This is a genomic window from Pseudarthrobacter sp. J1738, assembly GCF_050490315.1.
GTDB lineage: Bacteria > Actinomycetota > Actinomycetes > Actinomycetales > Micrococcaceae > JBNPEO01.
In genome coordinates, this window is sequence record NZ_JBNPEO010000002.1 from 96,073 (window position 1) to 119,579 (window position 23,507).

Genomic DNA, 23,507 nt, shown 5'->3' on the forward strand with positions numbered 1-23,507 from the left:
ATCCAAGAACTATTCTAGCTGGAATAACAGCCAAGCGGGGACGAGCCCTCCCCAGTACCCGGTTAGGAAGCTTCATCCAGACTAATACGGGCCTGGTGAAGCGCAATGGTGGAGGAATAGATCAACGCAGCATCGGCAGAGACTGCAACGCGCAAATCCAGTGCCTTTTCGAAGCAATCCACGGCCCGGGCGTAGTCACCCAAGCCAAAATAGGTGTTCCCCAAGTGCTGGCGAATAAAGGCCTCTTGCTCTTGACCTTGGTACTCAGCGAGCAAATACTTCAACCGCTCCACTGAACGCTCAAACCGTCCCGAAGCATACAAAAGTTCGGCGTCTAGCAGCAATAAATCAAAGGACTCTGGTTCGTGGAAACGAGCCTCGGCCAAAATCTCCGCGGCCTCGGATATTTTTCCGCGGGTCATCAGAACAAACACTTTGTCCGCTGGACGGTCTGACGCGGCTAACGCGCGATCACACATGTCTTGATCAACCACTTCAACCCGGCGGGTTAGCGGGTTAACTTTGATGCCCGGGAAACCTGACTCGGGCCATTCGGAAGTGCTGAGTTTTAAGGATTCAGAATCCATTACTGTGCAATCTCCTGATAGGCGGCAAAAAGCAGAGAAGTGTCTGGCACGTCCAGGATGCCAGGACGGCCTACCCCATCAAGGACCACAAAACGGAGCAAGTCGCCGCGAGCTTTTTTGTCTCGGCGCATTCCGTCCAAGAGCCCAGCCCAACGGTCTTTGCGGTAGCTCACAGGCAAACCAAGCAATTCCAGAATGGTGCGGTGACGGTCAGCATCTTCATCAGACAAGCGGCCCACACTACGTGCCAGTTCTGCGGCGAACATCATGCCCACTGACACTGCAGCCCCGTGACGCCATGAGTAGCGTTCAACCAGTTCAATAGCGTGACCCAGGGTATGTCCGTAGTTCAGAATCTCGCGCCGGCCGGACTCCTTGAGGTCCTCGGACACTACCTCTGCTTTGACCCTGATAGCTCGCTCGATGAGTTCGCGCAGCACCTCTGAAGCGGGATCCATAACCTCGTTAGGGTGTGCCTCAATCAGATTCAGGATCTCTGGATCAGCAATAAACCCACACTTAACAACTTCTGCCAATCCCGAGATCAACTCGTTTTTGGGCAACGTCTGGAGCGTATCCAAGTCCACTAGAACACCGGCTGGCGGGTGGAATGATCCCACCAAGTTTTTACCTTCAGCGGTGTTAATCCCAGTTTTGCCACCCACAGAAGCATCAACCATGCCCAACAAAGAGGTGGGCATGTGAACGACCTTAACTCCGCGCAACCAAGTGGCAGCCACAAAACCGGCCACGTCGGATACTGCGCCACCACCCACCGAGACAATGGCATCGGAGCGGGTGAAGTCATTCTGGCCCAAAACCTGCCAGCAGAACGCTGCAACCTGAATGTGCTTTCCCTCTTCAGCGTCAGGGATCTCAGCCGTAACGGCCGTATACCCTTGCCGTTCGAGGTCTTCACGAACCGCGTCACCGGTAATCCGCAGAGCGCGCGGGTGGATGACCAACACACGCTTGACGCGCTGTGTCAGGAGTTCTGGAAGGTGAGCCAAAAGACCGCGCCCTACAACGACGTCGTAATTTTCCGAAGACTGGGCCCCGGTGACCTTAATGACGGTTTGTTCAGTACTCACTTTTGCTCTTCTTCCTGGGCCGCTTCTAAGCCATGCCCTGGTGTGTGGAAGTCCTGCAGCTTCTGCTCCAGGCCACGCGCCAATTCCTCAATAGTTCCCTTGCGAACGTCATACACAATGTCTGCAAGCCTTTCATAAACCGGTCGGCGAACGTCCATTAGCTCGATCCACCGGCTGATGGCATCGCCATTGAGCATGGGCCGGCCGGAATTGCGCAAGATCCGCTCGCGAACCGTCTCCAAGTCACCTTCGAGATAAACAACGGTGCAATCGGCCAAGAGTTGCTGGGTACCGGTATCGAGGACCGCTCCCCCGCCCAAAGAGATGACAGTGCTGCGCTGCCGTGCGGCTTCTAGGCTGGCTGAAACTTGCCGGGCCTCAATATCCCGGAAACCAATTTCGCCTCGGGCCGAGAAAATCCCCTCGATGGAGCCATGCTCAGCAACGATTGACGCGTCTGTGTCAACAAACTCGGCACCACAAAGCACGGCGAGCTGCTGGCCAATCGCAGACTTCCCCACAGCCATCGGACCAATCAGCACCACAGGCACTGGGAAAGCGGCCGATGTGGCAGCCCCAAAGGCATCGCGGACGTGCCCACCCCGGCGGTGAGCTTCGCGACGGTGACTATGCGGTGATTGAGCGGCTGACTGTTTCACTAGCTCGAAGCGGAACTGAGCGATGCCGGGATCGACTCTAGGTAGCTCTTAAGGTTCCGGGCCGTCTCAGCGATCGAGTCGCCGCCAAATTTCTCGCTAACTGCCTCTGCTAGAACAAGCGCCACCATGGCTTCAGCCACTACGCCGGCAGCTGGTACGGCACACACGTCAGAACGCTGGTGGTGAGCCTTTGCGGCATCGCCTGTAGCAACATCAATCGTCTTGAGGGCCCGCGGTACCGTGGCAATTGGTTTCATGGCAGCGCGAACACGCAGTACGTCGCCAATGCTCATACCGCCTTCAATACCTCCAGCACGGTTGCTGGTGCGGACTGCTTTACCGTTTGCGTCCTTAACAATCTCGTCGTGCGCGGCTGAGCCACGACGGCTTGCGGTCAAGAAGCCATCGCCAACTTCAACACCCTTAATAGCTTGGATACCCATCAGGGCACCGGCAAGCCGAGCGTCCAAACGACGGTCCCAGTGCACGTAGCTGCCGAGTCCTGGCGGCAGACCGTAGACAACTACCTCCACTACACCGCCGAGGGTTTCGCCCTCTTTGTGAGCGGCGTCCACCTCGGCAACCATGGCGTGTGAGGTTTCACGGTCAAAACAACGCAACGGATCTGCGTCCAGCATCAAGACATCCGAAGGCTGCGGCAATGGCTTCCCCTCGGGAACAGCCACATTGGCAATAGCTACCGTGTGGCTCACAAGTTCGATGCCCAATTGCTTGAGCATGCGTGAAGCCACAGTACCAAGGGCCACTCGCGCGGCGGTTTCGCGTGCACTGGCTCGTTCCAAGACTGGACGAGCCTCAGAGAAGCCGTACTTTTGCATGCCGGTAAAGTCAGCGTGCCCTGGCCGGGGCCGGGTGAGAGGAGCGTTGCGTGCCTGCTCGGCGAGAACTGACTCATCCACAGGGTCAGCAGACATAATCTGCTCCCACTTTGGCCATTCGGTATTGGCCACTTGGATGGCCACCGGACCACCCTGAGTCAGGCCATGGCGAACTCCGCCCACAATTGTGACTTCGTCTTGCTCGAACTTCATTCGGGCACCGCGGCCGTAGCCGAGGCGCCGGCGAGCTAAGGCCTCTTGAATGTCCCCACTGGTGAGTTCAACTCCAGCAGGTACGCCTTCAACAATTCCCATAAGTGCCGGGCCATGGGATTCACCGGCGGTCAACCAACGCAACATCGTTCTATCCTGCCATGTCTGAAAGATTGGACTAGCGTCGAGGAGCCCCAACTGAGTCGCACATCACATCTATGACATGGCCGCTGACACGCTCCGGAGCGCCGGTAAACATTTTCACTTGCTCCACCGCTTGATACAAAAGCATCTCAAGACCGGGGACAATCGTCCCTCCAGCCTGCTGCCAGGCAGCCGCCAAAGCGCTGGGCCAAGGCTCATAAGCGGCGTCTAAGAGGATCCTGCCACTTGCCTGAGCAGCGGAAGAAAGTTGACCAAATTCATCAGCCAAAAAGTCGCCTGCTTGGGGCGGCAAGGTAGAAATAACGACGTCGTACTCGGCCAAATTCGATGCTGCACCGTTGAAGTCACGGACTGTGATTGTGGTTCCAATTGCGGCCGCCGCACTTATAACGTCATCCGCTCGGCTGCGGTTCCGGACCAGCACATCCACCGAGGAGGCCGCCAGCTCAGCCGCTGCCGCCACAGCAGCTATGGCGGTGCCCCCACCGCCGAGAATTGCGACGCGCGGCTCCTGCACCACGTTCACGTACCGCAAGGCGTTCACAATCCCGGCGACGTCGGTGTTGTAGCCCACCAACCGCCCGCCTCGAACCACCACGGTATTAACAGCACCGAGGATTGCCGCGATGCCGGACACCTCATCTAGTTCACTGACGATTGCCCGTTTGAGCGGCATGGTTACCGATAGTCCGCACCAGTTCTCATTGGCTCGAACTCGAGCTACCAGCTCAGGCAGTCCTTGGTCGGTAACGTCAATCCGTTCATATCCGATCTCCAGCCCCAGCGCCTTGTACGCTGACAAGTGCAATGCCGGGGACTTTGAGTGTCCAATAGGGTGCCCTAGAACGGCTGCGCGTTGATTCACGAGCAACGCCCTGCGTGAGCTTCGCACCACGCAGTGTATTGACTTACGTAGCCGTTGTGTTCCTCGAGGGTTTTCGCGAACTTTGTCTCACCGGTGTCCAAATTAACGGTGACCCAATAGAGGTAGTCGTTACTATCTGGTTTGGCTGCCGCGTCCAAGGCCGACTTTCCGGGCGAACCGATGGGGCCCACTGGAAGCCCGGTGTGGGCGTAAGTGTTGTAGAGGTTGGACTTGTCCGCTTTCTCTTCAGGCGTCAATTCGTAGCTCTTGCGTCCCAAACCGTACGTGACCGTTGCATCCGATTGGATAAAGCCGTTGGTCTGATCATTGGGCTTGAGCCGGTTGTAGATGGCCCCGGCGACTGTGGGGTAATCTGCCTTGCCACCTTCAGCCTGGAGAATACTCGCGATCGTCACAATGTCGTACTGCTTTTGAGGGTCAGTGACGCCTTGGCTCTTCAGTTCCTCGAGTGTGGAAGTCACCAGCTTTTGCAAAACTGCCTTAGCAGTGGTGTCTAGCGGGAAGCGGTACTCCCCCGGCATCAGGAATCCTTCAAGGTTCTTGGCCTTAGCCGGTACACCGAATTGAGCCGGAGCATTGGAGAGCTTCTGCAGCTCTGCCACCGAGAACCCAGTGCCCTTGGAGATAGCGGCGAGCGATTCGTTGATACGCAGGCCGGCGTTCAGCGCGAAGTAGAACACCTTTCCCGCGTTCTTGTCCTGAAGGACCGCAACGGCGTCGGAGGCTTTCATTTCTTTTTTGAACTGGAAATTGCCCGGGCTCAAGGTGGCTCCGGCGTTGTTGAATTCGTCCAAGAATGTTTCAGCGTCTGCAATCACGCCAGCGTCTTTAAGCGCAGTGGCTACCTGCCGAGGACCGGCACCCTGCTGAACCTCAATGGTTTCTGAGCCTGAGCCTGGTCCTGGGTAATCCTTCACAGCATCTAGGCCAAAGAGCGGCCGCAAAAACTGCACACCCACCACAATGGCCACCACAATCACGGCAAGCGCGATCAATAACGCCCAAATACCTCGACGACGGCGGGCCTTGGGGCTGGGGCCCGAAGGCAGGACTACAGCTTCCGCCGGCAAAAAACCGTGTTCTTCGGTCATTTGCCCTTCAGAGGCAAGGTGTTGCTGGGGCAAGACTTCCTCGTGCTGAGTCTCGTCGAAGTACTCCTCGCCGGCAGAACCTTCATCCGCATAAAGTTCGTCTGTATGAGGATCCTCGGCGTGAAGGTCATCAGCCTTGTACTCTTCGGCGTGAAGTTCGTCCGTAGAAGGCTCAGCACCAGCAGTTGGCGGCTGGCTCGGCAGGGCGGGAAGAGCCGATTCAGGGAGACGGTCGCGCTCCATGGCGCGCAGTTCCTTGCGAGACAGCGGAATTCCGCCCTCAGGGTGTGCCGCTGACGGATCGTTATTGTCCGGACCCACTGGTATCCGCCTCTCTGTGCTCGGTTGACTCTAATGAGGTCACCCGAACCGGCGTCCCCACGTCAGCGCCCCGGGATTTCTGCATATCGATAGCATGCTGGAGAATTCCAGCAGCCGCCACCTGATCAACTACTTTACGATGATCCCTGCTACTGACTCCAGCTTCGTGCAGTGATCGGTGCGCCGAAACCGTGGTCAGACGTTCGTCAACCATGCGCACCTCCACTGTGGATCCGGCTGCTGCCAGGCCCTCCGCTAGGAGCTCCGCATAGTCATAAGCCATGCGGGCCGAAGCGTGCTCCTCGCCCTTCATGGTTCGAGGCAGGCCAACAAAGACCTCCACAACGTTGAGATCTTGAATATGTTTGAGGATCACCGCGACGTCGGTGTTCTTCTTGGAATTGCGCGCCACAGTTTTGAACGGTGTCGCCAGAATTGAATCCGGATCACACATTGCCAACCCCACGCGGACTGTTCCTACATCAACGCCAAGTTTGACGCCATGCGGGAAGTCCGCGTCAGGGCCAGAATCAAACAACTGGCGCTACCGCTTCGCAATGGCATCAACGATGCCAGCCAATGCGGTAGGGATCGCCGAAGCATCCGTACCACCACCTTGAGCAACATCATCCTTGCCGCCACCGCCACCGCCGAGAACACCTGCCGCATAGCGGACAAGTGCACCAGCTTTGACCCCTGCACTCCGAGCGGCCTCATTGGTAGCCACCAAAATAATGGGGCGATCGTTACTGACACCGGCTACCGCCACGGTTGCAGCTCCGTCGCCAAGGCGAGACCGAAGGTCCATGGCCAAGGAACGGACATCGTCCGCGCCGCCAACGGCACCGGCGTTGTGGGCAATGACCCGCACGCCAGAAGCGTCTACAGCCGTGCCAACCAGGTTTGCAGCTGCTGCGCTGAGCTGTTCCTTGCGCAAACGCTCGAGTTCCTTCTCAGTGCTCTTGAGCTTGCTCAAGGTAGCCGAAATACGCTCAGCCAATTGTCCCGAGGGGACCTTAAGCATGTCCGTGAGCTCAGTGACCAAAGCACGCTCAGCAGCCAAGTGGCGGAACGCATCCATGCCCACAAAAGCTTCAACACGGCGGTTTCCTGAACCAACCGACTGCTCACCAAGCAGCGACAAGCTACCAATCAGTGAAGTCTGAGAAACGTGGGTACCACCACACAGTTCACGCGACCACGCGCCGTCGATCTCTACAACACGGACTTCGCTGCCATAGTTTTCGCCGAACAGTGCCATAGCGCCAAGAGCTTTAGCCTCTGCGAGGCCCATAATCTTGGTGTCCACGGTGAAGTTGTTACGGATGGCGAGGTTAGCTACTTCCTCAATTTCAGAACGGGTAGCAACGCTGAGACCTTCACCCCAAGAGAAGTCAAAGCGCAAGTATCCAGCCTTGTTGAATGAACCACGCTGGAGCGCTTCCGGGCCAAGAATCTGGTGCAGTGCAGCGTGAACAATGTGTGTCCCGGTGTGGGCCTGCTCGCCAGCCCGGCGACGCTCACGGTCAACGGCTGTCTGAACTAGAGCGTCTGAAGAGATTTCACCTTCACGCACCACTGCTTTGTGAACACTCAGGCCCTTGATGGGGCGCTGAACGTCAAGAACTTCAACAACAAAACCATCACCGGTGATCAGACCAGTGTCAGCAGCTTGCCCACCGGCTTCGGCGTAGAACGGGGTCTCAGCTAGTACCAGTTCAATCTCTTCACCCGTGGAGGCCTGAGAGATTCGCTGACCGGCGCTGAGCAGACCACGGACCTTGGATTCGCCGGAGAGCTCGGAGTAGCCCGTAAAAACTGTCTCGCCCTGCGCTAGGAGCTCTTGGAAAGCACTAAGGTCTGCGTGGCCGCCCTTTTTCCCCTTGGCGTCTGCCTGGGCACGCTGACGTTGTTCCAACATAAGGCGACGGAACTCGCCCTCATCAACCTTCAGGCCAGCTTCTTCGGCCATTTCCAAAGTCAGGTCGATCGGGAAACCGTACGTGTCGTGCAAAGCGAAGGCATCTGCACCGGACAGCGGGTGACCTGCAGCCTTGGACTCCTTTACAGCGTCTTCAAGGCGAGCCGTTCCAGAAGCGATGGTACGCAAAAACGCCTTTTCTTCGGCATAAGCGATCCGGGAGATGCGGTCGAAATCGCTCTCTACCTCTGGGTAAACACCCTTCATAGCGTCACGCGAAGCCGGCAAAAGCTCCGGCAAGCAAGCACGTTCAACACCAAGCAAGCGCATTGATCGCACAGCACGGCGAATCAGTCGGCGAAGTACATAACCGCGGCCCTCGTTGGAGGGGGTAACACCATCAGCGATCAGCATCAAGGAAGAACGAATGTGGTCAGCAACAACACGCATCCGCACATCGTCAGTGTGGTGCGGGTCAGTGGGTGATTCAGCAGAGGTGTACGTCTTGCCAGAGAGCTCAGCTGCGCGGTCAATCACGGGCCGGACCTGGTCTGTCTCGTACATGTTTTCAACGCCCTGCAGGATCATGGCCAAACGCTCCATGCCCAAACCGGTGTCAATGTTCTTTTTGGGCAACTCGCCCACAATGTCGAAGTCTTCCTTAGAACGCACGTTGTCGATCTGGTACTGCATAAAAACGAGGTTCCAGATTTCGATGTAACGCGTTTCGTCAGCGAGCGGGCCGCCGTCCACACCGTAGGCAGGTCCACGGTCATAGTAGATCTCAGAGCAAGGCCCAGCGGGACCCGGCTGACCAGTGTTCCAGTAGTTATCTCCCTTGCCCATCTTTTGGATGCGGTCGGCGGGAACACCAGTGTTCTTGAGCCAGAGTTCTTTGGCTTCTTCGTCTTCTTCGTACACCGTGACCCAAAGACGCTCGGGCGGCAGTCCGTAGCCGCCGTCGTCCACGCTGGTGGTCAGCAGTTCCCAAGCGAATTTAATAGCGTCTTCTTTGAAGTAATCACCAAAGGAGAAGTTGCCGCACATCTGGAAGAACGTACCGTGGCGGGCTGTTTTACCAACCTCTTCGATGTCTCCGGTGCGGATGCACTTCTGAACGCTGGTGGCCCGGTTGTAAGGAGCTTCTTCGCGTGCGGTCAGGTACGGAATAAATGGCACCATACCTGCGACGGTGAACAACAAGGAGGGGTCGCTGGAAACCAACGAGGCGGAAGGAACCGCGGTGTGCCCCTTGCTGACGAAAAAGTCCACCCAGCGTCGTGTAATCTCCTGCGACTTCATTGCGTTCTAACTAACCCTTCATAGTGCGGTTACATCACGGCCCACGCCAGTGATGCACATTCAAATCTGCCCCACCTAGACATTCTGCCCTGTCCGGGGCGGGCCTGCCAGCGCAGACCAGTCAGCCAGGCTGACTTAGGAGCCTTTAGCGGCCGGCGCGCGGGTCCTCATTGAGGCCAAGCGCTTGGCGTAGATCTTCCTCGCGCTCACCCATACCTTCACGAACCGCTGCGGCAAAGTCGGCAACACTATCCGCTACCCGGCCAACTGCACGATTGAGCCCTTCGGGGCCGGCCATGGATCGCGTTTGGGAAAGTTTATTAAATGCCAAGGCTCCAACGGCGATACCCAGGCCCATCCAGAAAATTCGTTTCATGCTCTTACTCCTGATCCGCTCGAGACTAGCGGCTACGACGGCCGGCTGGTTTGTTCGCTTTGCGGCCGCTCAGGGCCGAACGAACACCGTATGAGAACGCGGCAACCCGGATCAGCGGTGACCCAACAGTTGCGGCAATCAGCGAGGAAAGTGCCGAAATGTTCGCTGACGCATCAGAGACATTCGAGGAAATGCCGTCAACTTTTTTGAGTTGCTGATTCGTGGTGGAGACGGTGGCTGCAACTTCATCCATCAGGGGCTGTGCACCATCGGAAATCCCGCGAATAGACGTCCGGACCTCATCCAGGACTTTGCCAAGTTTGAGAATAGGCACGGCCAGAAGCAATACGAGCAAGAGGAAAACCCCCGCTGCGATCAGGCCGGCAATATCGCCACCACTCATGAGTCAGTTCTCCTTGTACTTTTCTTCGGCGGAATGCACGGCCCAATGACTACCGACATCCTCAAAGCTTCCCTGAGTACCTTACATACAAAGGAGCCCGCGGCGCGTGCCACGGGCTCCTTTGTATCAGTGCAAGCTGATTTAGCGTGCGTAGAATTCCACAACAAGCTGCTCTTCGCAGGTTACGGGAACTTCCGAACGCTTGGGGCGACGAACCAGGCGAGCCTGGAGTGCCTCGAGCTTGACGTCCAAGTATGCGGGGACGGCGGGCAGAACGTCGCGGTGTGCGCCGGCTGCTGCTACCTGCAAGGGAACCATGGTCTGGCTACGCTCGTGAACGTGGATGAGCTGGCCTTCAGCAACACGGAAGGACGGGCGGTCCACGCGGGCGCCGTCAACCATGATGTGACGGTGCACAACGAGCTGGCGAGCCTGGGCGATGGTGCGGGCGAAGCCTGCACGCAGAACCAAAGCGTCAAGACGCATTTCCAAGAGTTCAACCAAGTTTTCACCGGTCAGGCCCTTGGTGCGGCGAGCTTCTTCGAAGACGCGAGTCATCTGAGCTTCGCGGATACCGTACTGAGCGCGCAAACGCTGCTTTTCACGCAAACGTACTGCGTAGTCAGAGTCCTGCTTCTTGCGGGCGCGGCCATGCTCACCGGGGCCGTACGGGCGGCGCTCCATGTACTTGGCGGCCTTGGGGGTCAGAGCAATGCCGAGTGCACGCGAGAGGCGTGCCTGACGGCGAGCACGAGTGTTGTTAGCCACTTGTGTCCTTCCAATATCTGCGGTGTGTTGATGTTACTGGCCTCCAGTATGGAGAGCATCGGCCAACCGCTGCCTTTTGCTACGGGGTCTGCGCGCACACCTGATCAACCAACAAATTCAGGATGACTCGTGAATTGCTGTTCAGAAGTTCATGATGAGCGCGGCAGTACCTTGCCAGACGAAGATCAATCCTAGCATGAGCAAGCGAGTGGAGCTCGGCGGGCGGACAGGGCTCAGAGCCCACGGATGATTTTGCGTAGCCGTTCCAGTCGTGGGGCAATCTCTCGCTCGGCACCATTGGAGGTTGGCGTGTAGTAATCAGTGCCCACAAGATCATCCGGAGCGTACTGCTGCTGAGCAACGGAGTGTGGTTCGTCGTGCGCGTAGACGTAGCCCTTGCCATGGCCTAATTGGCCAGCACCCGGGTAGTGCGCATCCCGCAGGTGTTGCGGGATTCCTTGGCCTTTCCCGGCGCGAACATCTGAGATGGCCTTGTTGATCCCCATATAGGCGGCGTTCGATTTTGGCGCTGTGGCCAAGTGAACTACTGCTTCAGCCAACACGATTCGCCCCTCGGGCATACCGATGAGTTGTACGGCTTGGGCGGCAGCCACTGCTGTTTGCAATGCTGTGGGGTCCGCCATACCAATATCCTCAGCAGCAGAGATCACAATCCGTCGAGCAATAAAACGCGGATCCTCCCCCGCTTCGAGCATTTTTGCCAGGTAGTGAAGTGCTGCGTCAACATCCGAGCCGCGCACCGACTTGATAAAGGCACTGGCCACGTCGTAGTGCTGGTCGCCTGCACGGTCATAACGCACGGCCGCGGCGTCTAACGCCCGTTCGGAATGTTCGACGCCGATAGTCACCTCGCCGTGAACTGCTCCGGAATCGCTCACGTCACCATAGGCCACTCCGGCAGCCGCTTCCAGTGCGGTGAGTGCACGACGCGCGTCTCCAGCGGAAAGTCTCACCAAATGGTCCAGCGCTTCCGCGCTTAAGGTCACAGCGCCGTCGAGCCCGCGAGGATCACCCACGGCGCGCAGAAGAAGTGCTTCGATATCGGCGTCCGTCAACGGTTTGAGTGTCAGCAATAGAGAACGGGAAAGTAGCGGTGAGACAACTGAGAAGGCTGGGTTTTCCGTTGTGGCGGCCACAAGAACCACCCAACGGTTCTCCACTCCGGGCAACAGCGCATCCTGCTGAGCTTTGTTGAAGCGGTGAATCTCATCCAAAAACAACACTGTAGTTTGGCGGTGCAAGTCCCGGGCTGTGAGTGCCTCATCCATCACACGGCGGACGTCCTTAACGCCAGCAGTAATCGCGGACAGCTCAACAAATTTCCGTCCCGGACCGCGGGCAATGACATGCGCCAAGGTGGTTTTCCCTGTTCCAGGCGGGCCCCACAAGATGATCGACGTTGGTCCTGCTGGACCTTTTGCATCCGTTCCAGCAGCGAGAGTACGCAAGGGCGAACCATGGCCCAATAGGTGCTGCTGCCCTACCACCTCGTCAATGCTGCGGGGACGCATCCGCACGGCAAGCGGCCCACGAGCCTGTGCACGCGCATTGGAGCTCTGCCGCGCCTCCGTACCGTCACTGTCCACGGACGTATCCGCATCATCGGCCTGTTGGGCAAAGAGATCATCCACCTATACAGGCTACTCATAGTCGGCCCAGATCAAGACCTTAAGAACTTATCCACAGCCTCTTGGACGTGACTGGTTGGCGGCCAATCAAAACGCTAGCGTCTTTACAAATGCAGTAAACACTGTGTGAGAACGCGTCACTTATCCCGGGGGAACAACATGAATAGCTGGACTCGACGCGCAGTACCAGTGGTGATTGCAGCTGCACTGGTAGCTTCCACCACCGCGTGCACTGATGGTGGTTTCTTAGATCAACGCCGGATGAGCCTTTTTCAAGAAGGACTTTCAAGCGAACTGACAAAGGCTCCATATACTGGCGCGTTTATCGATGAGATGGCCGCTCAAGGGAATACGGCTTTGGTTTCTGTGGACGGTGGCCAAAGCGATGGACCCGTTCACCGTGCTCTGTTTACCGCTGACGCAGGGAAATCATGGAAGGAAGCCAAGTTCGCAGATAGCACGAGGGCGAAGGGCAGCATTCTGGGACTGGGGTTTGGGGGTGGTAAATGGACGGTACTTGCTGAAGAAGGCACTGGATACCGGACCTACCAGAGCACCAACGGTGTTTCCTTCGCCCCTGGTGGAGAGGTAGGCCTACCCGCTCGTGGCCGGTCTATTTTGCACTTTGGTTACGTTGGCAAGCAGTGGAGTGTTGTTTTTAGCCCCACCACGGGACTACCCGGTACGTACCTGAGTTCTGACGGTGTGCATTGGAAAGCATCCAAAACTGCCTGGCCCAATTCTTCTGGGCTGAGGGTCAACTGGATTGCCGCTGGTGGCGGTCAATTGATGGCAGTGGGCAACAGACTCAATGAGAGCACCAAGGTTTCGCTCGCCGTCTCCTATGTCTCAGCGGACGCCGGGGCAACGTGGAAGGAAGTACCTACTGGTGCGCTGGCAATTGCCCCGCGCAATAGCGGATTCAGCACGGTTGCTTGGAACGGAACAGGATTTTCGGCCATGGGGTGGGGATGGCAAGATTACCGCCGCAGTGACTACACGCCCCTCGGATTGCGCGGTGAATACTCCACGGCCAGAGGTTGGATTGTGGCCCAAGACGCCTCCTGGAGTGACGGGTACCTCAAGGCGTTTCCCAACACCACAGCCATGGTTCAAGCAGGCAAGTCGCTCATTGCTCTAAACCAACGCGGAGAAGGGACTGCCGAGAAATCTGAAGTGCTACTCCGAAAACCGGGTGGCACGTGGACAAATGTGGCACTTCCCAAGGTGGGCAAAGCGGGCCTGCCGGTGAGCCGATCAGCGGTTCCGGTGGACGGCGGCGCGCTGGCTAACATTGTGTATTTTGACCAAGGAACTGTGGACTCACGACTGTATTTTGTCGACGCCAACGGGAAAATTCAGGATCGCAGCCCCAAAATTCCCGGCGTCGCCACCGAGCAGCCCGTCATCGAATCCATCGGTGCCGCCAACGGGGGAAGCCGCATGTTTGGCCACGTTGGCCGCCAAGCAGTGGTCTGGGACTCCACGGGAGATAAGGACTTTAAGAACTTCAGCAGGCTCAACGTCACAGGCAACATCGATCTGAAGGAAATGGTCACTAACGATGCCGGAGACATCATCTACGGTACCGATCAAAGTAAACCAGACGTCAAAACAGTTTTGTGGAGCCGGAAACCTAACGGTCAGTGGCAGTCGTATAACGCAGACGTATTTGGAAACGAACAATTTGACGAAGATGGAGCGGTTCAAGATGCCCTGCCACTGGCCGACGGTTTTCTGATCGCGGGCACTTACACCAACCCTGTGGGTGGCGGCGATGCCACCAGCGCCGGCATTGCCTTCTCTGCTGACGGTAAATCTTGGGAACGGTCCAAAGAAAGCGCCCTGAGCGGCAAGACGTCGGCCGACCGGGGAATCAACAGCCTTGAAATGACAGACTCAAAGACAGTGATTGCCGGTGGCTTTATTGAAACCGGAAGCAAAGATGCGCCAGCCGTCTGGACCAGTAAGAATCACAAAAGTTGGGCGGCCGTGAAGCTACCTGCCATCAAGGGCTACTCAGATGCCGAAGTGATCGATGTTGCCAGCGGCCCCCAAGGAACAACGGCGCTAGTCCAATCACATGAGGCCGGCAAGAAAACCACGTACTCCACGTTCCTCAGCAAGGACGACGGCGCTACGTGGCAACAAGGCACCAGCTTTGAAGACGGTCCGGGATCCTCCCAGGGCTACTGGCCACTCCGTTTTGCTCCTCTAATGGGCAACTTCACAGTTAACAAACATCGGCTGGAACCGAGGTGTCTCGGTTCCAGCCGATGTTCATGGCCGCTTTATATTGCGTCTCAGTTACTACTTGAATGCCTGTGCATCCGCCGCATCTGCAGCGAAGGTTTTTGCACTGTGATGTGCAATGACCGGATGGGCGCCGGTGTAGCCGTCACGGCTTGCGGCGATCTCCTTGATCCTGCCCCGCGAGGCGTACCAACCAATAATGAGTGCTGGCACAATGACCACAATCGATGCAACGGTCCAGGTACCAACGGGGGTATCAAAGGCCATCAAAACGACCACAGCAAGCAAAAACACGAGGGTTAAATAACCGGTCCACGGGGCACCGATCATCCGGAAGGAGGGACGAATGGCCATTCCCTTTTTGGCCAGGCGGTACAGAGCCAACTGGCACAGCACAATCATTCCCCAGCTGGAAATGATGCCCAGTGCAGCAACGTTCAGGACGATCTCAAACGCAGCTGCCGGAACAATCGCGTTCAGAATCACGCCGAGACCTGCAACCACCGCGGTGAGTGCAATGCCACCGTAAGGCACACCACGCTTGTTCAATTTGGCCGCAAATTTGGGGGCCGAACCTGCCAAAGACATTGACCGCAAAATACGTCCCGTGGAGTACAAGCCGGCGTTGAGTGAAGACATGGCTGCAGTGAGGACCACCAAGTTCATGATCGAGTCCATACCCTGAACACCGATGGAGCCGAAGAACGTCACAAAGGGGCTCTCTCCTGCCTTGTATGCGTTGAACGGCAAGAGCATGGAGAGCAACACCAAGGATCCAACATAGAAAACACCAATACGGATGATGACCGTGTTGATGGCCTTAGGCATCACTTTCTCCGGGTTCTGTGTCTCGCCAGCCGCAGTACCAATCAGCTCAATTGAGGCATAAGCGAAGACAACACCCTGCATCACTACCACTACGGGAAGCAGGCCATTAGGAAAGAATCCCCCATGGTCAGTAATCAGGCTGAAGCCAACTTGTTGTCCTTCGACTGGCGTGCCGAAAACAACAAAGTAGATTCCAACCAGCAAGAATCCCACTAGCGCTACAACCTTGATCAGTGCGAACCAGAACTCCATTTCACCGAAGACCTTCACGGAAACCAGGTTGAGCCCCAGAACAAGTAGGAGCGCTGCAAGAGCCCATACCCACTGCGGCACGGACACAATCCAGGGAACGTACTTTGCGAAGAAATGCATGTACAGCGCGATGGCCGTGATGTCCACAATCGCTGTCATGGCCCAGTTGAGCCAGTAGAGCCAACCGGAAACAAACGCCGCTTTCTCGCCAAAGAATTCTCGGGCATAGGAGACGAACGATCCTGAGGAAGGACGGTGGATCACCAGTTCGCCCAAGGCCCGCAAGATGAGGAAAGCGAAGAGACCACAAATGGCGTAGCTGAACATCAGGCCAGGGCCAGCGCTGGCAAGACGTCCACCGGCGCCCATAAAGAGCCCTGTTCCAATGGCACCACCAATGGCGATCATTTGGATCTGCCGTGATTTGAGTCCCTTATGAAGTCCTGCATCTTCGGCGGTTAATGCCTCATTTGGCGGATCTTGAACCAAATCAGAGGTGTCTATTTTGTTGCTGTTGTGCATAAGCTTGCCTATCTTTTGGTGGTGCGCGCGCCATTGCACGCTGCCCGCTTAGTCGCTGAGGTTGGCCAGGTGTTCGGGACGCAAAAGCTCGTCCAATTGTTCGGCCGTGAGTAGCTTGTGCTCGAGAACCAGTTCGGCCACACCGCGGCCAGTTTTTAGGGCCTCGAGGGCAATCATGGTCGACGCCGTGTACCCCAAGCGGGGATTAAGGGCAGTCACCAAGCCAATGGAGTGTTCCACTTGTGACCGGAGTTTGTCTTCGTCGGCGGTAATGCCCTTGACGCATTTGTCCGCAAGGGTGATGCAGGCGGCTTCGAGGTGGCGCATGCTTTTGCTCAAGCTGTGGACGATGATTGGTTCAAAAGCGTTCAGCTGAAGCTGTCCGCCTTCCGCCGCCAAGGTAATGGTGACGTCGTTACCGATGACCTCGTAGGCCACCTGATTTACTACTTCCGGGATCACCGGATTGATCTTGCCAGGCATGATCGACGATCCTGCCTGAACGGCTGGCAAAGTAATCTCGCCAAACCCTGCGCGAGGGCCTGAAGAGAGCAGCCGCAAATCGTTGCAAATCTTGGAGAGCTTCACCGCCACGCGTTTGAGAACACCCGAGAGGTGAACAAAAGCGCCCACGTCTTGAGTGGCTTCGATCAAATCCACAGCCGTGATCATGGGAAGTCCGGAAATTTCGGCGAGGTGCCGGCAAGCAATTTCCGAGTAACCCTTGGGAGCGTTGAGACCTGTGCCGATGGCCGTGGCGCCCAGATTGATCTCGTGGACCAACAATGTGGCTTCGGCGAGGCGGGATTTGTCTTCGCCCATGGTGATTTCGTAGGTTTTGAACTCTTGACCCAAAGTCATGGGGACAGCGTCTTGAAGTTGAGTTCTACCCATCTTGACCACCGTGCGGAATTCCTTTGCTTTTTCAGCGAAGGCGGCAATCAAGTAATCCATTGCTGCAACTAGGGACTGTGACGCGAAGATTGTTGCCACATTCACAGCAGTGGGATACACGTCGTTAGTGGATTGGCTGAGATTTACGTGGTCAATCGGGTGCAGGAAGTTATATTGGCCCCGCTGGTGCCCTAGGATCTCGAGCGCACGGTTGGCGATGACTTCGTTGGTGTTCATGTTCGACGACGTTCCGGCACCGCCCTGAATAACGTCCACCACAAACTGGTCGTGAAGGTTTCCCGCAATCACTTCTTGGCAGGCTTGAATGATCGCACTGGCGCGCTCCTCGTCGAGCAGACCTAGTTCGCGGTTACTTTGTGCTGCAGCTTGTTTGACCATCGCCAGCCCGTTGACCAAATGGGTGTTGGTACCGAGCGTTTGGCCGGTGATGGGGAAATTTTCCACGGCGCGCAGTGTATGAATTCCCCAGTAGACGGTCAAAGGAACGTCGCGGTCCCCAATGAGGTCGTGTTCGCGACGGAATCCGCTGGCTGAGCTCTCTTGGGGATCCAAACTAGCGGTATGTTGTTCGGTCACGGTGCTCCTCGGCTGAAAACTGCTGGACTGGATACAGCTTGGGTACGGCGTTTATCAAAGCAACGCCAAAGGTGAAACTCTGGTAGAGATACTCAGGCGAATAAACTCAGGCCTCGCAGGACGCCAACGGGATTTCCTCCGCCGAAAACTGCAAGGTTGTTGAAGGCATCAAGGTCACTCGCGTCAACGCCGAGGGCCAGAAGTGCTGGAACGGCGGCGGGCATCCGTGCCCGGTCACCGCCGTCGGATATTTTCAGCGCAATGGCTGCTCCGCTGTCAAGGGCCAGCATTTGAATGCCTTCAAAGCCGTCTTTAGCTAGAAGACCAGGCACTGCGCGCATGATGGCCGTAACGTCGCGGCCTTCACCGGCTACAAGTTCCGGATAGGCGCGCATGGCGCCAGCTACTCGGTGTTCTGCGGTACCGGGCTCGGCGGAGACCAATCGACCGAATGCCCGTGCCATTCCGGTCAGCGTCAGGCCAAAAACTTCTGTTCCGCAGCCGTCAGTGCTGATGGTGTTGAGAGTCTCCCCAGTGAGTTCACTGACGGCCTCACGGATGAGCACCGGCAAGGGGTGGTTGTGGTCCAAGTAGCTTTCTACAGGCCAACCGTTGACAACGCAGGTAGCCAACATTGCCGCATGTTTTCCCGAGCAGTTCTGCGCCAACTGAGTGGGTCCGTGGCCAGCTTCAAGCCAAGCCGCACGCTCATTGAGCCCGTAGGGAAGGTCTGTCGAGTTACGCAGCGTGCTGGGGTGAAGACCGGCTGCGGCTAGTGTGCTCGAAGCAATGTCTTGGTGCTGTTGAGCGCCCGAATGGCTCGCAGCTGCAAGGGCGAGTTGTTCATCGCTCAGCTCTACGCCTGCCCGCAGCATGGCTACCGCCATCAGCGGTTTGAGCGCTGACCTGGGGTAGAACAATGCGGTGGGCTCGCCACGCGAAAGTACTGTATCGCCGTCGGGACCTAGAGCGATCAGCGATCCATAGTGAATGCTTTCCACAAGGTCACCACGGCTTTGTGTTGCGAGCGGTGCATGCTGGGGAAGGTCAGCGATTGCCATGCGTTGTTTCTCCAATAATAAGGTTTAGGGCGTCATCAACGGCGTGTAGGTGAATTGCCATCGCTTTGCCAGCAGCTGCACTATCACCGCGAGTAATCGCCTCGAGAATGAGCCGATGCTCAGCAGCAGATTTAAGTCTGCGGGCGGTTAAGAGATTGATGGTTTCGGACTGATTAACCATGGCGTCTCTGATGTCGTGAACAATTCGTTCGAAGACACCGTTGCCGCTGGCCGTGGCGATCGCGGTGTGGAAGGCGCCGTCGAGGGTGACCCAAATTTCGGGGTCGTCTTCCTCCCCCATGGCGTCAACAATCCCTCGCATTTGTTCGAGTTGTTCACGGCTACGGCGGGTGGCTGCAAATTCTGCTGCCGGTACTTCGATGTGTGGGCGCGCTTCCATCAGACTGCGTGCCGAGAACTGGCCCAGTGTCAGGTCTTGTTGGGGACGGTTGGCGATAACAAAGGTGCCTTTTCCCGTTTGGGTAGCGGTTAAGCCCAAGGCGGTGCAGGATCGTAGGGCTTCCCGCACCACTGAACGACTCACGCCGTACTGGGCAGCAAGCGCGGTTTCCGAGCTCAACTTGGATCCAACCTCGAGTTGGCCGGATTCGATGGCCCCTTTAATGGCCGTGAATACGGCTTCCGCAGCACTGACACGCACAATCTGTTGCTGTCCGGCTGTCCAGCTGTCTGACAAGTTCACGCAACGAATATGACATGACTCACAGCCCAATGTCAACGCTGCAGCCCCTCTTAAGGTGCTGCTAACAGCCCGCACTGACCATACGCAACGGCGCCTGGCGGTAGATGTAACGGCCAGTCTCAACGAATCCAGCCTGGGTATAGAGGGCCTGAGCCCCTTGATTTGCAGCTGTGACCAAAAGCCACATCACGCTGTGCCCTTGAGCCTGACTTGCAGCGGTCAGTGCCTCAAGAACCCGGCGAGCGTGGCCTTGGCGCCGGAATTCCGGGTACGTTGCCAGAGAATACAAACCGCCATACGAGTGACCTTCCACCTCACCTAGGGCAAGACGTCCGACGGCGGCGGCTGCCCCTCCAGGTTCACGCACCAAGGCGTACACGGACGGACTTGAGGTCAAAATCCGCCGGGCAATGGCACGTTCCGCAGCACCTCCGCGGCCGTCCACGGACCACCACAGATCCATCCATTCCTCGCTCGGCTCAGAGGAAAATTCAGCCCCAGAATCACTCAGCGCCTGGTCCTGGGCCGGCTGTTCAGCTCCACTCTCAGGAAATGCGCCGCTGTCAGGAAACGAGCTACTGTCAGGAAAAGATTTGACCATAATGATGGTCTCGCTCTGACGGGTATAGCGCTGGCCATCCAAAACCTTGTTCAGGGAATCGTTGGCGGGTGAATCGGTGAGCTGGAAAATCAACGGAAGTTTGCGGTCCCGGTACCACAAGCGCGCCTCTTCAATGGCAGGTTCCACCGGGGTAACTGCGGTTCGTGGCCACACCGAATTGGCGCGCTGGGTGACACCCTCTGCTGCCCGCAGCAACCAGGCTCCCGTGTCCTTAACGTCCAATCCCGGCCACGCTGCATTCATCAGTTGCTCGATGGGCAGGGTGACCGGGACAGAGGACATATTTTTTTGGGCCCTAAATTAGTTCTGGGCGGAAGCTTCGCCTGAGACCGATGCCTTGACTGTTGCCTTTGCTTCGGGTTTGAAGTCCACACCAGCTTCCTTGCGCTGCTGCGGGGTAATCGCAGCAGGCGCACCGGTTAGTGGATCAAACGCACCAGCCTTCGGGAACGCAATAACGTCGCGGATGGAAGCTGATCCGGTCAGGATGGCCATAATGCGGTCCCAACCGAAGGCAATTCCACCGTGCGGCGGGGCGCCGAACTTGAAGCCCTCGAGCAAAAAGCCGAAGTTGCGCTCAGCGTCCTCTTGGGACAGGCCCATAACTTCGAATACCCGCTCCTGCAGCTCACGCTGGTGGATACGGATGGAACCGCCACCAATCTCGCTACCGTTGCAGACGATGTCGTAGGCCTGAGCCAATGCCTCGCCCGGGTTGGTATGGAAGGTTTCAGCTATCTCAGGCTTCGGTGAGGTGAAGGCGTGGTGCAGGGCAGTCCATGCACCCGCACCCACCGCAACGTCTCCTGCGGCCGTGGCAGCTGCTGCAGATTCGAACATCGGGAAGTCAACAACCCACAGGAACGCGTATTCGCCTTCCTTGATCAACCCAGCACGCTGAGCAATCTCTACACGAGCTGCCCCAAGCAGCTCACGGGCAGGGTTCGATTCGCCAGCCGCGAAGAACACACAGTCGCCGGGCTTGGCGCCAACAAATTCAGCCAAGCCGGCCTTTTCGGTCTCGGACAGGTTCTTAGCCACCGGACCGGCGAGCTCGCCATCTTCCTGAATCAGCACGTAAGCCAAGCCCTTAGCACCACGCTGCTTAGCCCATTCCTGCCATGCGTCCAGCGCACGACGAGCCTGAGAGGCACCGCCGGGCATCACCACAGCGCCGGTGTATTCGGCCTGGAACACACGGAAAGTGGTGTCCTTGAAGAACTCCGTCATGTTGGTCAATTCAAGACCAAAGCGCATGTCCGGCTTGTCTGAGCCGTACTTCTCCATGGCATCCGCGTAGCTCATACGCGGGAACGGAGTCTGGACCTCGACGCCGATCGTCTTCCATACGCTTGCCAGGATGCGCTCGGCCAAAGCGATAACGTCATCCTGCTCCACGAAGCTGGCTTCGATATCGAGCTGGGTGAATTCGGGCTGGCGGTCAGCGCGGAAGTCTTCATCGCGGTAGCAGCGGGCGATCTGGTAGTACTTCTCGAATCCACCAACCATCAAAAGTTGCTTGAACAGCTGCGGGCTCTGCGGCAAGCCGTACCAGTTACCCGGGGACAAGCGGGAGGGAACCACAAAGTCACGTGCACCACCGGGGGTGGATAGCGTGAGCGTTGGGGTCTCGATCTCAACGTAACCGTCAGCATCAAGAACCTCGCGGGCAGCCTTGTTGACCTGGCTGCGCAAACGAATGTTGTGGGCCATGTTCGGGCGGCGCAAATCAAGGTACCGGTGTTTGAGGCGCGCTTCTTCGCCCACCTCAACGTGCTCGTCAATCTGGAACGGAAGCGGCTCGGAGGTGTTAAGAATGGTGACCTGATCAGCGATCACTTCTATCTCACCCGTTGCCAGCGCGGGGTTTTCGTTGCCTTCAGGCCGCTTGGACACTGTGCCGGTGACCTGCAGAACGTATTCGTTGCGCAGACCGTGGAAAACTTCTTCTTCACGGACAACCACTTGAGCCACGCCGGATGCGTCGCGGAGATCCACAAAGGCCACCCCACCGTGATCGCGACGGCGGCCCACCCAGCCAGCCAAGGTAACGGTTTGTCCAATGTGCTCGGAACGAAGGGATCCGAGGTCATGTGTGCGCAGCACAGCATTCCTTTCCGCAAAGTTGAATAGGATCAAAGCAGCGTTCGATCCCGTTCGAGTTTACCCGTGATCTTGTCTCAGCACGGCAACCCTAGAGAGAGGCCCTACTGATGCCCGGCACTGGAGAGCTTCGCCGCAGCCTAGGGGTGCGCGATGCCACGGCGATCGGCCTGGGTTCAATGCTGGGTGCTGGGGTCTTTGTTGTTTTTGCACCTGCAGCAGCCTTGGCCGGTCCTTGGTTGCTGTTTGCGGTCGTTTTGGCCGGGGCCGTGGCCTATGCCAACGCGGTTGCGTCGGCACAATTAGCCAGCGTCTACCCGGCCAGTGGCGGAAGCTACGTTTACGGGCGCAAACAGTTGGGCCAGTGGCCAGGATTTATTGCCGGCTGGGGCTTTGTCACCGGTAAAACAGCGTCGTGCGCTGCCATGGCCCTCGTTTTCGCTGGGTACCTTGCACCGGGCTTCAAAATCCCAGTGGCCATTGCGGCCGTGGTGGCGCTGACCGTAGTCAACCTGTTCGGAATAACCCGCACGGCCCTTTTAACCCGAATTTTGCTTGCACTCACCCTAGCCACCTTGGTCTTCGTCCTGATTGCCTGCCTACTCCCCTACAACCAGTCAGTCCCCGCGGCCGCCAGTTCGGCCACAACTGAAACGCTCGGTAGTTTTTGGGGAATATTTCCGGCCGCAGGGTTGATGTTCTTCGCCTTTGCTGGCTATGCGCGGATAGCAACGCTAGGTGAAGAGGTGAGAGACCCTGCGCGCACCATCCCGAAGGCGATCTTGGGCGCGCTGGCAGGGGCCCTTTTGCTGTACCTCGTAATAACCATTGCTCTGTCAGCCCATTTAGGCACAGCGCAACTGGCTGGTAGCAGCGCGCCGTTACTGACCGCCGTCGAACATTCACCCTTGAGCCCCGCAGCGCCGATTGTTCAGGCCGGTGCTGCAGCAGCCAGCCTCGGAGCGCTTTTGGCGCTCGTCACCGGTGTCGGCCGCACTAGCCTAGCCATGGCTCGCGAAGGGGATCTGCCCAAGCCTTTAGCTCGGGTCAGTCACCGCCTAGCAGTTCCGTATGTCGCCGAGATCAGTGTTGCGGTGGTGGTGATTCTGCTGCTGCTCGGGGGAACCACCAATAGCATGATCGGTTTCTCCAGCTTTGGCGTTTTGGTGTACTACGCCGTCACCAATTTAGCCGCAATGACTCTGAGCGAACGGCCTAGCTGGGGACCCAAGTGGCTCAACCTTGTGGGCCTGTGCGGCTGCGTACTTTTGGCGCTGACCCTGCCTTGGCAATCCAGCCTGGGTATGACAGCTGTGCTGTTGCTCGGAATTGCTGCGCGGTGGGTTCTCCGCACAGTTGCTAATCTACGCAATCCGTAAACAGGGAACCCACCACTAAGGA

Annotated in this window: 19 protein-coding genes; 1 reads left to right on the forward strand and 18 read right to left on the reverse strand. The window is 57.4% G+C overall.

The features are described from left to right. Positions 1 to 62 precede the first annotated feature (62 nt). The 18 genes from ACQR35_RS04110 to aspS all read right to left on the reverse strand — a co-directional run bounded on the left by ACQR35_RS04110 (position 63) and on the right by aspS (position 22,109). The gene (locus ACQR35_RS04110; RefSeq protein WP_430269299.1) at positions 63 to 587 is read right to left on the reverse strand and encodes a tetratricopeptide repeat protein; all 525 of its coding nucleotides are present in this window, start codon (positions 585 to 587) and stop codon (positions 63 to 65) included. Continuing rightward, a complete protein-coding gene (gene aroB, locus ACQR35_RS04115) occupies positions 587 to 1,678 on the reverse strand; it encodes a 3-dehydroquinate synthase (protein WP_430269300.1) in 1,092 nt (363 codons plus the stop codon). Before aroB ends, ACQR35_RS04110 begins: the two co-directional genes overlap by 1 nt. Next, positions 1,675 to 2,205: a shikimate kinase gene (locus ACQR35_RS04120; RefSeq protein ID WP_430269483.1), complete on the reverse strand. Its 531-nt coding sequence runs from the start codon at positions 2,203 to 2,205 to the stop codon at positions 1,675 to 1,677. The genes aroB and ACQR35_RS04120 overlap by 4 nt, the downstream gene beginning before the upstream one ends. A gap of 131 nt (positions 2,206 to 2,336) precedes the next feature. Continuing rightward, a complete protein-coding gene (aroC, locus tag ACQR35_RS04125; RefSeq protein WP_430269301.1) occupies positions 2,337 to 3,536 on the reverse strand; it encodes a chorismate synthase in 1,200 nt (399 codons plus the stop codon). A gap of 31 nt (positions 3,537 to 3,567) precedes the next feature. Continuing rightward, positions 3,568 to 4,419, reverse strand: a complete 852-nt coding sequence (locus tag ACQR35_RS04130; RefSeq protein ID WP_430269302.1) for a shikimate dehydrogenase — start codon at positions 4,417 to 4,419, stop codon at positions 3,568 to 3,570. Beyond that, on the reverse strand, positions 4,416 to 5,852 hold the full coding sequence (gene mltG / locus ACQR35_RS04135) for an endolytic transglycosylase MltG (protein WP_430269303.1): 1,437 nt from the start codon (positions 5,850 to 5,852) through the stop codon (positions 4,416 to 4,418). Before mltG ends, ACQR35_RS04130 begins: the two co-directional genes overlap by 4 nt. Next, positions 5,836 to 6,390, reverse strand: coding sequence for a Holliday junction resolvase RuvX (gene ruvX / locus ACQR35_RS04140; protein WP_430269304.1), 555 nt, complete (start codon positions 6,388 to 6,390; stop codon positions 5,836 to 5,838). Before ruvX ends, mltG begins: the two co-directional genes overlap by 17 nt. 6 nt (positions 6,391 to 6,396) lie before the next feature. Beyond that, a complete protein-coding gene (gene alaS, locus ACQR35_RS04145) occupies positions 6,397 to 9,075 on the reverse strand; it encodes an alanine--tRNA ligase (RefSeq protein ID WP_430267223.1) in 2,679 nt (892 codons plus the stop codon). A 145-nt stretch (positions 9,076 to 9,220) separates the two neighbouring features. Continuing rightward, positions 9,221 to 9,451: a hypothetical protein gene (locus tag ACQR35_RS04150; RefSeq protein ID WP_430267224.1), complete on the reverse strand. Its 231-nt coding sequence runs from the start codon at positions 9,449 to 9,451 to the stop codon at positions 9,221 to 9,223. 25 nt (positions 9,452 to 9,476) lie between these two features. After that, positions 9,477 to 9,854: a DUF948 domain-containing protein gene (locus tag ACQR35_RS04155; RefSeq protein WP_430267225.1), complete on the reverse strand. Its 378-nt coding sequence runs from the start codon at positions 9,852 to 9,854 to the stop codon at positions 9,477 to 9,479. A gap of 141 nt (positions 9,855 to 9,995) precedes the next feature. Beyond that, positions 9,996 to 10,622, reverse strand: coding sequence for a 30S ribosomal protein S4 (gene rpsD, locus ACQR35_RS04160; RefSeq protein WP_430267226.1), 627 nt, complete (start codon positions 10,620 to 10,622; stop codon positions 9,996 to 9,998). 233 nt (positions 10,623 to 10,855) lie between these two features. After that, entirely contained in the window at positions 10,856 to 12,274 is a 1,419-nt protein-coding gene (locus ACQR35_RS04165) for a replication-associated recombination protein A (RefSeq protein ID WP_430267227.1), read from the reverse strand. 2,307 nt (positions 12,275 to 14,581) lie between these two features. Next, positions 14,582 to 16,126, reverse strand: a complete 1,545-nt coding sequence (locus tag ACQR35_RS04170) for an amino acid permease (protein ID WP_430269305.1) — start codon at positions 16,124 to 16,126, stop codon at positions 14,582 to 14,584. 48 nt (positions 16,127 to 16,174) lie between these two features. After that, positions 16,175 to 17,617 carry an aspartate ammonia-lyase gene (aspA, locus tag ACQR35_RS04175; protein ID WP_430269306.1) on the reverse strand — a complete coding sequence of 481 codons (1,443 nt, stop codon included), beginning with the start codon at positions 17,615 to 17,617 and terminating at the stop codon, positions 16,175 to 16,177. Positions 17,618 to 17,709: 92 nt separating this feature from the next. Continuing rightward, on the reverse strand, positions 17,710 to 18,678 hold the full coding sequence (locus ACQR35_RS04180) for an asparaginase (RefSeq protein ID WP_430269307.1): 969 nt from the start codon (positions 18,676 to 18,678) through the stop codon (positions 17,710 to 17,712). Continuing rightward, a complete protein-coding gene (locus tag ACQR35_RS04185) occupies positions 18,665 to 19,381 on the reverse strand; it encodes a FadR/GntR family transcriptional regulator (protein WP_430269308.1) in 717 nt (238 codons plus the stop codon). The genes ACQR35_RS04180 and ACQR35_RS04185 overlap by 14 nt, the downstream gene beginning before the upstream one ends. 61 nt (positions 19,382 to 19,442) lie before the next feature. After that, a complete protein-coding gene (locus ACQR35_RS04190) occupies positions 19,443 to 20,285 on the reverse strand; it encodes a GNAT family N-acetyltransferase (protein WP_430269309.1) in 843 nt (280 codons plus the stop codon). Between the two features lie 18 nt (positions 20,286 to 20,303). Next, the gene (gene aspS, locus ACQR35_RS04195; protein WP_430269310.1) at positions 20,304 to 22,109 is read right to left on the reverse strand and encodes an aspartate--tRNA ligase; all 1,806 of its coding nucleotides are present in this window, start codon (positions 22,107 to 22,109) and stop codon (positions 20,304 to 20,306) included. A 107-nt stretch (positions 22,110 to 22,216) separates the two neighbouring features. Here aspS and ACQR35_RS04200 point away from each other — a divergent pair, with 107 nt between their 5' ends. Then, a complete protein-coding gene (locus ACQR35_RS04200; protein WP_430269311.1) occupies positions 22,217 to 23,485 on the forward strand; it encodes an APC family permease in 1,269 nt (422 codons plus the stop codon). The last annotated feature ends 22 nt before the right edge of the window (positions 23,486 to 23,507 follow it).